11 protein-coding genes and 1 other annotated feature are annotated in these 13,506 nt (G+C 27.2%); of the genes, 8 read left to right on the plus strand and 3 right to left on the minus strand.

Annotated features, from left to right (window positions below):
• The first annotated feature begins 23 nt into the window (after positions 1–23).
• The 6 genes from NG918_RS01835 to NG918_RS01860 all read left to right on the plus strand — a co-directional run bounded on the left by NG918_RS01835 (position 24) and on the right by NG918_RS01860 (position 6,407).
• Entirely contained in the window at positions 24–215 is a 192-nt protein-coding gene (locus NG918_RS01835; RefSeq protein ID WP_252215998.1) for a hypothetical protein, read from the plus strand.
• 235 nt (positions 216–450) lie between these two features.
• Positions 451–1,455, plus strand: a complete 1,005-nt coding sequence (locus tag NG918_RS01840) for a LacI family DNA-binding transcriptional regulator (RefSeq protein WP_252215996.1) — start codon at positions 451–453, stop codon at positions 1,453–1,455.
• Between the two features lie 161 nt (positions 1,456–1,616).
• Positions 1,617–3,278, plus strand: coding sequence for a glycoside hydrolase family 13 protein (locus NG918_RS01845; RefSeq protein ID WP_252224237.1), 1,662 nt, complete (start codon positions 1,617–1,619; stop codon positions 3,276–3,278).
• 91 nt (positions 3,279–3,369) lie between these two features.
• Positions 3,370–4,650: an ABC transporter substrate-binding protein gene (locus NG918_RS01850; protein ID WP_252215991.1), complete on the plus strand. Its 1,281-nt coding sequence runs from the start codon at positions 3,370–3,372 to the stop codon at positions 4,648–4,650.
• A gap of 24 nt (positions 4,651–4,674) precedes the next feature.
• Positions 4,675–5,538: a carbohydrate ABC transporter permease gene (locus tag NG918_RS01855; RefSeq protein ID WP_252215988.1), complete on the plus strand. Its 864-nt coding sequence runs from the start codon at positions 4,675–4,677 to the stop codon at positions 5,536–5,538.
• Positions 5,538–6,407 carry a carbohydrate ABC transporter permease gene (locus tag NG918_RS01860; protein WP_252215985.1) on the plus strand — a complete coding sequence of 290 codons (870 nt, stop codon included), beginning with the start codon at positions 5,538–5,540 and terminating at the stop codon, positions 6,405–6,407. The genes NG918_RS01855 and NG918_RS01860 overlap by 1 nt, the downstream gene beginning before the upstream one ends.
• 90 nt (positions 6,408–6,497) lie before the next feature.
• On the opposite strand, the gene NG918_RS01865 is transcribed toward NG918_RS01860, so the two are convergent.
• Positions 6,498–6,680, minus strand: coding sequence for a hypothetical protein (locus NG918_RS01865; protein ID WP_252215982.1), 183 nt, complete (start codon positions 6,678–6,680; stop codon positions 6,498–6,500).
• An 856-nt stretch (positions 6,681–7,536) separates the two neighbouring features.
• Here NG918_RS01865 and NG918_RS01870 point away from each other — a divergent pair.
• Positions 7,537–8,292, plus strand: a complete 756-nt coding sequence (locus NG918_RS01870; RefSeq protein ID WP_252215979.1) for an ABC transporter ATP-binding protein — start codon at positions 7,537–7,539, stop codon at positions 8,290–8,292.
• The gene (locus tag NG918_RS01875) at positions 8,285–10,762 is read left to right on the plus strand and encodes an ABC transporter permease (RefSeq protein ID WP_252215976.1); all 2,478 of its coding nucleotides are present in this window, start codon (positions 8,285–8,287) and stop codon (positions 10,760–10,762) included. Before NG918_RS01870 ends, NG918_RS01875 begins: the two co-directional genes overlap by 8 nt.
• A 165-nt stretch (positions 10,763–10,927) precedes the next feature.
• Here the strand turns inward: NG918_RS01875 and asnS are convergent, their stop codons facing one another.
• Positions 10,928–12,322 (minus strand): asparagine--tRNA ligase, encoded by a 1,395-nt coding sequence (gene asnS / locus NG918_RS01880; RefSeq protein WP_252215961.1) that lies wholly within the window; start codon positions 12,320–12,322, stop codon positions 10,928–10,930.
• Positions 12,323–12,443: 121 nt separating this feature from the next.
• Positions 12,444–12,679, minus strand: a binding site (T-box leader).
• Positions 12,680–12,731: 52 nt separating this feature from the next.
• On the minus strand, positions 12,732–13,430 hold the full coding sequence (locus NG918_RS01885; protein WP_252215958.1) for a metallophosphoesterase family protein: 699 nt from the start codon (positions 13,428–13,430) through the stop codon (positions 12,732–12,734).
• Positions 13,431–13,506: the final 76 nt, after the last annotated feature.

Genomic DNA, 13,506 nt, shown 5'->3' on the forward strand with positions numbered 1-13,506 from the left:
ATTAGTTACAGATTTTTTTACTTATGATAACTAAAAAGATAATTGCTATTTTAGCTATAATGACTATGGTAAGTTCTGTTCCAGCTTTTGCTGCTGAAAAAGGTGTTAAAAATTCTCCAAAGAAGATAGTAAAGCAAGAAGCAAAAGTAATAAAACAACAAGAAAAAGCCAAAAAACAAGAAGTAAAAGAATTAAAGAAACAAGAAAAAAATTGAAAAGCAACAAGAACAAGAACTAAAAAAACAACAAGTTCAAGCTATGTAACTTGCAAAGCTTAAGGAAAGAGCTACTACTCACTTAACAAAGGAACAAATTAAGGAAAAAATAAAGTTGCTGACTGGAGATAAAAAAGAAATTTTTTTTTGTATTTTACTTTATTGATATATGTATAAAAATATGGTATTGTATATTTGAGTAATCGATTAACTTAAGGAAAAAAAGGGGATTAAGATGGCATCAACAATAAAAGATGTAGCAAATTTATCTAAAGTATCCGTAGCTACAGTATCAAGAGTTTTAAATAATCTAGGAGGATATTCTGAAGAGACCAAAATTAGAGTTCTTAAAGTAGTTGATGAAATTGGCTATAAAAGAAATGCCATTGCAAGATCATTATCAACGAATACAACAAGAACTATAGGCGTAATTATACCAGATGTATCTACAAGCTTTGATGGTGAAATCATTGGAGGAATAGAGGATACAGCACATGATAATAACTATAGTGTTATACTTTGTAATGCTGGTTCAGAAGGAATTAGAACTTTAGAGTATTTAAGAATTTTAGAGGAAAGACAATTAGATGCTGTCATCATTGTAAGTATAAAAATAGAAGATGAATATTACAAGGCTTTAAAAAAAATTAATATTCCATATATACTTATATCTACAACATCACCTAAATATGATATGCCTCATATAAAAGTAGATGATTTATCAGCTGCTTATACTGCAACTAAGTATCTATTAGATAGAGGTCATAGGAAAATTGCTATGATAAGTGGAACTAAAGAAGATACAATAGCAGGATTACCTAGAGTACAAGGATATATGAAGGCACTTTCAGATTATGGAATAAATATAGATAATGACTTAGTTACATATGGAGATTTCTCTTATAAAAGTGGAATTGAATGTATGAATACTTTATTAGAAAGAAAAAAAGAATTTACAGCTATATTTGTAGCTAGTGATGATATGGCAGTGGGCGTTTTAAATGTTGCCTATAGAAAAAATATCAGAGTACCAGATGATTTATCAATTGTAGGATATGATAATACCAAGGTGGCTATAATGTCAATACCACCATTAACAACATTATCACAACCATTATATGAAATGGGCTGTAAGGCATTTAATGAAATTTTAAATATGTTAAATGGAAACGGTTCTAAAAATCAAATAATTATGGATCATAATATTGTCGAAAGGGAAACTGTAAAATGGTTTAAATAAACCATTTTATTTTTCAAGGTTACGTAATCGGTTAACCTAATACATAATTTATTTAGATCATGTTTTAGTAGAATGTTTATATATGTCACTTTATCTAATACAGATATAAACATATATTTAAAACATAGTATTTATTTATAAAATAAAAAGGAGGAGTTTTTATGAAAAAGAATTGGTGGAGAGAAAGTGTAGTATATCAAATTTATCCAAGAAGTTTTAAGGATAGTAATGGAGATGGAATTGGGGATATAAGAGGAATTATAGAAAAGTTAGATTACTTAAAAGAATTAGGTATAGATGTAATTTGGCTTTCACCTGTATATAAATCACCTAATGATGACAATGGATATGATATAAGTGATTATAAAGATATAATGACTGAATTTGGTACTATGAATGACTTTGATGAGTTACTTAAATCAGCTCATGAAAAAGGAATTAAAATAATGATGGATTTAGTTGTAAATCATACATCAGATGAACATCAATGGTTTGTAGAAAGCAGAAAATCAGAAACTAGCAAGTATAGAGATTATTATGTATGGAAAAAAGGTAAAGATGGTCAACCACCAAATAATTGGACATCTTGTTTTAGCGGTCCAGCATGGCAATATGATGAAGAAACAGATATGTATTACTTGCATTTATTCTCTAAAAAACAACCAGATTTAAACTGGGAAAATAGTGAATTAAGAAATGATGTTTATTCTATGATGCAATGGTGGTTAGATAAGGGAATAGATGGATTTAGAATGGATGTTATTAATTTTATTTCTAAAAATCAAGAGTTCCCTGATGGTGTAAATGGAGATTTTAGTAAGTATTCAATGAATGGACCAAGAATACATGAGTTTTTAGAAGAAATGAATGAAAAGGTTTTAAGAGGTAAAAATTTAATAACAGTTGGAGAAATGCCAGGTGTAAGTATTGAAGAAGCTAAGTTATATACTGGGGAAGACAGAAACGAACTTAATATGGTATTTCAATTTGAACATACAGACTTAGGTAATGGAAAGTATGGAAAATGGCATAAGAATTCATTTAAGTTAACAGATTTAAAGAAAATAATGACTAAATGGCAAAAAGGGTTAGAAGATTCAGGCTGGAACAGCTTATATTGGAATAATCACGATCAACCAAGGGTAGTTTCAAGATTTGGGGATGATAAGAAATATTGGAAAGAATCAGCTAAGATGTTAGCTACATGTCTTCATATGATGAAAGGAACTCCTTATATTTATCAAGGTGAAGAAATTGGTATGACTAATGTTGCATTTGATGATTTAAATGATTATAAAGATATAGAAATTATAAATGCATACAATGATCTAGTTGTTAAAAAAGGAAGATCGCATGATGAAATGATGGAAGGAATTCATGATAGAGGCAGAGATAATGCACGTACACCTATGCAATGGGATAGCAGTATAAATGCAGGATTTACAACAGGTATTCCTTGGATTAAGGTTAACTCTAACTACAATAAAATAAATGCTGAAAGTCAGGTAGATAATAAAGATTCTATTTTTAATTATTATAAAGAGCTTATAAAAATAAGAAAAGATAATGAAATTATTGTTTATGGAAATTACGATTTAATTTTAGATGATAGTGAAGAGATATATGCATATGTAAGAACATTAAATGAAGAACAATTATTAGTAATATGTAATTTCTCTAGCAATACTTCAGAATTTAAATTACCTAATAATATAAAATCAAAATACAAAAAACTTCTTATAGCAAACTATGATGAATGTAAAGAAGAAACATTAGAGAATATAAGCTTAAGACCTTACGAATGTAGAGCATATCTTATTTAATAATGATATATCTTGTTTTGGGAACGATTCCTGAAACAAGATATATAGTCAACAAAGATTATAAAAAATAGGAGGTGAATACTATTTTTCTATGAGTATTAAGTACTATAGAAAAGTAGTTGGCATAATGAAGATTACAAAAATTCTTATTAGTTGCTTAACAATTTGTATTTTTTCTACATCACTTTTAACTGGTTGTAAAAGCAATGATATTAAAAATGCAGATGGAAAAGAACAAGTAGAAGTTTTTTTAAGTAAAGCAGAAGCAATAAATACATTTAAAAATTTTGAAGAAAAATTTGAAAAAGAAAATCCTGATATAGATGTAATTATTAGTTCACCAGCTCAAGCTATGACAGTATTAAAAACAAGATTAGTAAAGAATGATGTTCCAGATATATTAACAATAGCTGGGGAGATGAATTATGGAGACTTTGTAGATGCAGGCATTTTAGAAGATTTATCTAGTCAAAAAAATATTATAGATAGAATACAACCTGCTTACGTTAATGTTTTAAAAAGCTTAGAGTTTGAACCTAGTGACACTTTATGTGGAATACCTTATGCATGTAATGCTGGAGGAGTAGTTTACAATAAAGATATTTTTGAAAAATTAAAATTAAAAGTTCCAACTACATGGGATGAATTTATAGATACTGCTGAAAAGATAAAAGAAGCAGGAACTACACCATTTTACTTTACATTAAAGGATGCATGGACTGCCATGCCAGCTTGGAATGCTATAACAGCTAATACTCAATCTGAAGACTTTTTTATTGAACGTAGAAAAAATGAAGTTACATTTAGAGATGAATATAAACCAATAGCTGAAAAGATGGAAAAGTTAATGGAATATGGTCACAATGATAATTTTGGAATCGGATACAATGATGGAAATGTATCTTTTGCTCAAGGAAATGCAGCAATGATGATACAAGGAAATTGGGTTATTCCAGAAATATTAAAGATAAATCCAGATATGAATTTAGGAATGTTTGTATTGCCAACAAATAATGATGCAAGCAAGAACAATGTTGTTTCAGGTATCGATTTACTATTTGCAGTACCTAAGGATTCTAAGCATAAAGAAGCGGCAATTAAATTTTTAGATTTTATGACTAAGAATGAGAATGTAGAACTATATGCAAAAGAGCAGTTTGCAATTCCAGCAATTAATAATATATATCAACAAGATAAAACTGTAGAAGATTTGAATCCATATTTTAAAAATGGAATGGTTTTAGATTTTCCTGATCACCATTATCCAGCATCAATGCAAGTTGGAGATTTAGCTCAAGCTTATTTATTTGATAAGGATATAGAAAAGCTTTTAAATAGTTTAGATGACAGATGGAATAGATCACAGCAATAAAATAAGTTATAGGGGTGAACGAGCATGAAAGAGAAAAGAAGAGTGTTCTTATTAATGTCAATACCAGCAGTAATTCTATTTTTTATTTTTCATACATTACCTTTACTAAAGGGTATATCTTATAGTTTTACAAACTGGAGAGGATTTGGAACTTTTAGATTTGTAGGTATAAAGAATTATATAAGTATATTCTCAGATGAAAGAATAATTAATTCATATATGTTTACATTTAAATTTGCTTTACTTTCAACAATTATAGTAAATGTAATAAGCTTAATTTTAGCAGTAGGATTAAATTCTAAAATAAAATTCAAAAGTACTTTAAGAGGTATTTATTTTATTCCTAATATTTTAGGTGGATTAATAGTTGGATATATATTCAATTATATATTTACATTTATACTAACAAGTGCAGGGCAAGCGATAGGAAGCGAAGTTTTAAGTAAAAGCATACTTGGAAATCCTAATTTGGCATGGCTTGGGGTTGTTATAGTAGCATCTTGGCAAGCTATTGCATTTAACACAATAATATATATTTCTGGACTTCAAACTATTTCAGAAGATGTATATGAAGCAAGTGCAATTGATGGTGCGAATAAATGGATACAATTCAAAAAGATAACGTTTCCTTTACTAGCTCCATTTTTCACTATAAATATGGTGCTTGCAATGAAAAATTTCTTAAATGTATTCGATCAAATTATATCACTTACTGGTGGTGGTCCTTCAGGATCAACAGAATCTATAGCTGTATTAATATACAAAGCTGGTTTTGATGGTAGTCAATTTGGATACCAATCAGCAAACTCAGTTATTTATTTCATAGTAGTAGTAGCAATATCATTATTACAACTAAGAATCCTTGAAAGAAGGGAGATGCAATTATAATGTTCGCAGTAGCTAATAAATCAAGAAAAAATAAAGAATCTAAAGTAAATAAAGATGAGAAAACAAATTGGTTTGTAACAATACTAATGATTTTAGGAACTATAACTGTACTTTTTCCATTATTAATAACAGTACTTATAGCATTGAAATCACCACAAGATATGATGAACGGAATCTTTTCATTACCAAAAGTGTTTCATTTTGAAAACTTTACTAAAGCTATAGAAATGACTAATTTCTTTAATGCATTAAAAAACAGTTTAACTATTACAATAACAACTGTTATATTAACACTTATCACTAATTCAATGGTTGGTTATGCAATAGCAAGAAATATGCATAAAAAAACATATAAAGCGATGTACTATTATTTTTTAAGTGCTATGTTTGTACCATTTCCAATTATAATGCTTCCACTTGTAAAGCAAGTTAGTGTTTGGAATATGGATAATATAATTGGATTACTTCTTTTATATACAGTGTATGGACTATCTTCTAATGTATTTTTATATGTAGGTTTTCTAAAATCTATACCAATAGAATTAGAAGAAGCAGCATTGATAGATGGAGCAAGTACTTGGCAAGTATTTTTTAAAATAATATTTCCAATGTTAAAACCAATACATGCAACAGTAGCAATTTTAACAGCATTATGGTGTTGGAATGATGTTATGTTACCACTTGTAATATTAAGTAACCCGGACTTTGCAACTATTCCTTTAGTTCAATTTATATTCCAATCACAATTTGGAACAGACTATAATTTAGCATTTGCATCATACTTATTAGCGTTAATACCTATATTATTATTCTACTTAGTAGCACAAAAAGGTATTATCGATGGAGTTACTAAAGGGGCTATAAAATAATTATTAAAACATATAAAAAATGAACCTATAGTTTAATATAGGTTCATTTTTATCTTTATTTTCTTAAATAAAAAATTTTAAAAAAAGTAGTTATTTTTCTTCACTATCTTTAGTTTTTTTATCTATACCACATGAAACCCATGGATAATCTGGATTACTTGAATCACATGGCTTTGATGGATCTACTTTAACCTTTTCTTCTTCAAAAGTTACTTCATATTTATCTGTACAATTACATTCATTTTTTTTGTTTAAATTTTCTTTATTACTCATATTACTTCGCTCCTATCTCTCTGTATTTCATATTTTTATTATAAAACAAATATTATTAATTGACAATACTTATTAAATAATATTTTAGATTATTTTATATATTTTGTATTATTTAATATAATTTGTATTTATAAAGTTAATTATGTATTAACTATAATTAATAATTGTATTAGATGATTTTTGTAACATATTTATTATTTGATATAGAAACAGTATAAAAAAAGAGTATTAGTTGTAGCCTCTTGGCACTTTGTAGATGAGAATACTGTAATATTTACTTTTTTATTTATAGATTTAATTTCATTGTAGAATTTATCTATATAAGAATTAAAATGTTTATTTTGTTGCTCTTCAAATCGAGTAATCATTTCTTTATTTTCATCCAATGCATTGGCTTCGAATTGTAAATAATTTAATCTTAATCATAGGTTGAAATCCATTGTTGTTGTTCTCTTTATCTGATTAATACAAACTCTAATTAAATTCTATATTTTAAATTTGTAATTGCAATTGAAAAATAAATTATATGATCCCTAAAAATGTATAATTATAAATTTTAGCATATTAACTATTTCATATAATTGTATTATTTAATATTAAATGGTATCATAAATCAAAAAACAATTATATGTTATTATGGATATAATTACATAATTTATCTTGATGATTTTACATTTAAGTTTATGAAGTCAGGACTTATTTTAAATTTTTTATTGGTTTACTACTTATATAATTATAGTAATGAAAGATGGGAAAATTATTGAAAAAGGTTCACATAAAGAATTAATAAATAATAATGGTGAATATAAAAATATGTATGAAGCTCAAGCGAGTTATTATAGATAGGGGATATGGTATGGAAGTATTAAGAGTTGAAAAGATTTCAAAATCGTATGGGATAAAGATAAATAAAATATGGGCTTTAAAAGATGTTAGTTTTTCTCTAAATAAAGGGGAATTACTTGCAATTATGGGGAGCAGTGGATCAGGAAAAAGCACACTTCTAAATATACTTGGAGCACTAGATTCACCAGATTCAGGTAAGGTGTATATCAATGGAAAATTGCAACAAGACTATCACATAGAACCTTTTGCAACTGAATATAGAAGTGAAAATATAGGATTTATTTTTCAGTCATTTAATTTATTGAGGGATTTAAGTGTTGAAGAAAATGTAGCTCTGCCATTAATTTTACAGGGCGTAGAGTCTAAAGAAATAAAAAAGAAAGTTGAGCAAGAATTAGATTTAGTTGGTCTAACCAGATGGAAAAAACATAGACCTTCAGCACTTTCAGGAGGACAGCAACAAAGGGTGGCCGTGGCAAGGGCTACGATTACAGAACCTAATCTATTACTTGCAGATGAACCTACAGGTAATCTTGATTATAATACTTCGTTAGAAGTGCTTAATATATTTAAGATGATGAGAGAAAAGTTAAATCAAAGTATTATAATTGTAACCCATGATCCTATGGTAGCAAGTTATGCAGATATAGTATTATTTTTTAATGATGGACAAATTGTAGATGAATATGAAAATAAAGAAAATAATAAGGAAAGTATTGATATCATATTAGAGAAATTTAAAGGAGTTATTAGTAAGCATGATTAAGAATTTAAGAGATTTATCAAAAAGATTCTTTATATCTAATAAAGCTATTACAATTTCATCTATAATTGCAATAGCTTTATCAATTCTATTAATAACATCACTTATGAATTTCTCAATAAATTCAGAAAATAACTTAAAGAAAGAAACTCTTGAAAAATTTGGAGCTTTTGAAATACAATGCGGTTATGAGATTGATAGTTCAAAAAGAATTACCAAAGACTTTTTAGAGGAAACTTCTTCTTTAGAAGGAATAGATAAAATATCACCAGTTATTGTAGATGGTGTAAAGATTAAGATTAATGGAATTGATACTTACACAGTAGGTGTAGAAAATGATGAGTTAAGTAAAAGTAAATATAAATATAATAGTGATGTTGAAGAAAATACAATAATTATTAATAAACAGTTAGCTGATAGCTTAAAGGTTAATGAGGGAGATAATGTATTAGTTAATGGTAATGAAAATAAGGTTATAGAAATTTTCAATGATAAAACATATAGTTCTAATTCTATAAACATGGCAATCATGAATAGAAAATCATTGAAGGAAATATTAGGCTTTTTGGAAGAAGCTAATTATATGATGGTTAAGGTACAAAATAATGATGATATATCTAAAGTATCTAAGGAATTAATAAATTTAGATAAAGATTTGAGAGTTGAAGTATTTCAAGAAGATAAGAACTTAAATGAGAATATTAATACTATGCGATATTTCATTGGATTTTTAGGGAGTTTAGTATTTATCATGTGTGGAATATTTATAGTATCTAATCTTCAAGGATATATATATAAATATACTAAAGATTTTTCAGTAATAAAGGCAATAGGAGGTTCGTCATTTCAAGTTTTTATTACAGTATTAATGCAGACAATGATGATTAATATTACAGGAGTCCTTAGTGGAACAATATTATCATTTTTAACATGTAAATTATTTTTAACTACCTTTGAATATTATTTTTTGCCAATACTAAAGATTGCTTTAATTGGATTTTTAATAATTCAAATTGTTTTACTAATTCCTGTATTTAAAACTACTAGAATATTACCATTAAAAGCGATGTCTAAAAATGACAATGTGGAATTTAAGCATAAAAAATTAATGAAATATACCATGATAGGAAGTTTGATTACTGGAATCTTAATAATTTTATTGTGTATAATCACACCAGACACAAAAGCTTTATTAGATGCAATAGGAGGATTTTTATGTATATACTTAAGCTCTTTCTTATTTGTAATGTTATATATAAATAAAATTTTCAGTTTATTAATTAAACCACTAAAGTTGATCATTGGAAGAAGTGGAGAAGTTTCAATGAAGATGCTAATACCTCAAGTTAAGAAGAATTCTATATTAATCTTGGCTATAACCACAATGATAGTCATAACAAGTATTGGAGGAAGTTTTGTAAAATTAATTACATTGAACAGTGAACAGTATTATAGAAAAGAGTATTTAACTGATATTGTACTAACATGTGATGATAATCTTAACTATGAGACAACTCTTAAGCTTCTAAATGATGTAAATGAAATTGATGATACAGTGGCATCTGTTATGACAGAAGGCGGGACAACAGCTATTGTAAGAAATGATAGTAAAGGAAACATTACATTTTCTTTAGGTAATTTAGAAGAAATGGAAAAACAAGGGTTAATAAAAAAATTTGATGGTGATGGGAAAAATAAGGTTGTTGTAAGTGAAGAATATGCTAAAGAAAATAATATTGTGGTGGGCGAAAAACTTAAATTTATTAACCCTACGTTTAAAAATGAATATGAAAATATGATTACTATTAAGGAAGGTACTAAAGATCAAGTGTATGAATATAACTTAGAAGTGAGTAGTATAGAAGATGATAATTTAATGAATCGCCAGTCTGTATTAATTGACATGTCAAATACAAAGTTAGTTAATGATATTTCAGGTAGTCTAAATAAAATGTATATAGATACAACTAATAAAAATATAGATACATTATTAAATGAAAAAAGGCAAGAATATCAAGGAATAAAGTGGGCTACCTTAGAAAATGTATTAACAGAAACTAATAAAGCTATAGAAGAACGATGGAAATATTTTAAATTAAGTTTAGTAATTCTCTATTGCTCAATGATATTTGGAATAATTACTTCAATTAAAAATAATATAAATTCTAATAGAAAAGAATATGCTCTTTTAAGATGTATGAAATTTAAACAAAAGGACTTAAGCAAAATGATAATAACTCAATCAATAGTTTTCTTGTTACTTGGCGATATATTAGGATTAACAATTGGAACCATTGGATCGTTTATAGTATCAATATTTGAGGGAGGAACTACATTTATAGTTCCAGACTATACTACATTGATATTAATTTGTATAGGCTCAATTATATTAACAGTGTTTTGTATTATTCCGGATGTATGTAAAATTGGAAAGGAAAAGTTAATTGTAGAGTTAAATCAAGAGGAACTATAATTTCAATTGTGGAAATATAAATTGTTTCAATATGAATGTATGAGATATAAATAGGCATTGAAATAATTAAAAAAATTATTTGATTAGAAAAATTTAAAATTAATATGTGTAATAATAAAAAAAGCATTTGAAGATTTAACTTCAAATGCTTTTCTTATTAAAATTCTAGAATTCAGAAGTTCCAGGAGTTCTAGGGAATGGTATTACGTCTCTGATATTTGTCATACCAGTGATGTACATGATTAATCTTTCAAATCCTAAACCAAATCCAGCATGTTTAGTTTCTCCATATTTTCTTAATTCTAAGTACCACCAGTAATCTTCTTTCTTAAGACCTAATTCAGCCATTCTAGCTTCTAATTTATCAAGTCTTTCTTCTCTTTGGCTACCACCAATGATTTCTCCGATGCCTGGTACTAAAAGATCAGTTGCAGCAACAGTTTTGTTATCTTCATTCATTCTCATGTAGAATGCTTTAATTTCTTTAGGATAATCTGTTACAAATAGTGGCTTTTTAAAGTGTTCTTCTGTAAGATATCTTTCATGTTCAGTTTGTAAATCGATACCCCAAGATACGTCATAATCGAATTCTTTATCACATTTTTCTAAGATTTCAACAGCTTCTGTGTATGTAACTTTAGCAAAATCTGATGAAACAACATGATTTAATCTTTCTAATAATCCTTTATCAACAAATGAATTGAAGAATTGTAATTCTTCTGGACATTCATCCATAACATATTTTATAACGTATTTAAGCATTGCTTCTGCAAGCTCCATATCATCTTGTAAATCAGCAAATGCTATTTCAGGTTCTATCATCCAGAATTCAGCTGCATGTCTTGTAGTATTAGAATTTTCAGCTCTGAATGTAGGTCCAAATGTATATATATTTCTGAATGCTAATGCAAAACATTCAGCATTTAATTGACCAGAAACAGTAAGGTTAGTTTCTTTACCAAAGAAGTCTTTAGTATAATCAATATCTCCTTCTTTAGTTAATTCAGGGGCTTTAGGGTCAAGAGTAGTTACTCTAAACATTTCTCCAGCACCTTCACAGTCACTACCTGTAATTATTGGAGTATGAGTATATACAAAACCTTGTTCTTGGAAGAATTTATGTATTGCAAAGGCAGCAACTGAACGTACTCTAAATGTTGCTGAGAATGCGTTACTTCTTGGTCTTAAATGTGCAATTGATCTTAAGTATTCAAAAGTATGTCTTTTCTTTTGAAGTGGGTAATCAGAATTTGACATTCCTTCAATAACTATTTCTTTAGCTTGAATTTCAAATGGTTGCTTAGCATCTGGTGTAGCAACTAATGTACCAACAACTGAGATTGAAGAGCTTATTGGTAATTTTGAAATTTCTTTAAAGTTACCTAATTTGTCATCAAAAACTACTTGGATATTTTTAAAGAAAGAACCATCATTTATTTCAATGAAACCAAAAGCATTAGATGCTCTTAAAGTTCTTATCCAACCTGATATCATTACTTCCTTTGAAAGAAATTGATCAGTTTCTCTATAAATTTTTTTAATTAAAACTGTATTTTTCATTTACATGACCTCCATAATTTAATTCATTAAATATTTAATTTATCTATATGATTAACATATAATAATGAGTTAATATTTATTTTATAAAATATAAAAAAGTATAAAAAAAACTCCCGTCCCCGTATGGGACGAAAGTATTATTTCGTGGTACCACCCAATTTGCCATATAACATATAAAATTATATGACTTCTCTTAGATTATTAACGAGGTTGACCCCGTCTAAGCCTACTAATTATTAAAAACTTTCGGTTAGAAACTCAGAGATGTTCTTCGGAATAGACTTCGTATAAGGCTCACACCATCCCTTACTCGCTAAGACTATATTCTAAACGTACTCTTCTCATCAAAGTAATTACAATATTACATTGTGTATAATTTTACAGTATTTCTTTTACAAATGCAACAGAGTTATTCTAAACCTTTTTCAAAACTTTTAATTAATTTTGAAGGAAAGTTTAATAAAGTCATATCTTTTACGATTCTTGGGTACTCATATTCTAATTCTTTTATCTGCGCTTTAATCCCGCTAATCTCATTTATATCTAACAAACAATAAGTAAGATTAGGTCTACCTATTTTAGGTTTTCCAATACTACCACAATTTATATACATTTTTTCTCCAAAACTTTTAATAGAAGGAATATGGGTATGTGCACAAACCAAAATATCTTCTTCCATAGTTTCTATTATATTTTTAGTATCTTCAGCGTCTTCAAATAAATATTGATTAAGTATGCTTGGACTACCATGAACAAATATTATTTTTTTGCCTTGAATATTAATACTAATAGATGATGGTAAATTACTTAAAAAATATCTATTTTGTGCTCTAAGCTCATTGTATGTCCAAGGAAGAGAAAAACTATTTATTGCAGTTTCTCTTATAAAAGTATAATCATTATCTATAACAGATTTATCATAATTTCCTTGAATGCAAAGAATATTTCTTCTTTTAATCATTGCTATAACTTCATTAGGATGTGGTCCATATCCAACTAAATCGCCTAAACAAACAATTGAATCCACTTTTTCATTGTCTATATCTTGTAATGCTCTAATAAGTGAATAAATATTTCCGTGTATATCTGAAATTATTGCTATTTTCATAACTAACTCCCCTTATGTTTAAATATAAAATTGTTAAATATATTATATCATTATAATATTATTTTTAGATGCAAAG

The organism is Clostridium sp. ZBS2 (assembly GCF_023845855.1).
Lineage (GTDB): Bacteria > Bacillota > Clostridia > Clostridiales > Clostridiaceae > Clostridium > Clostridium aquiflavi.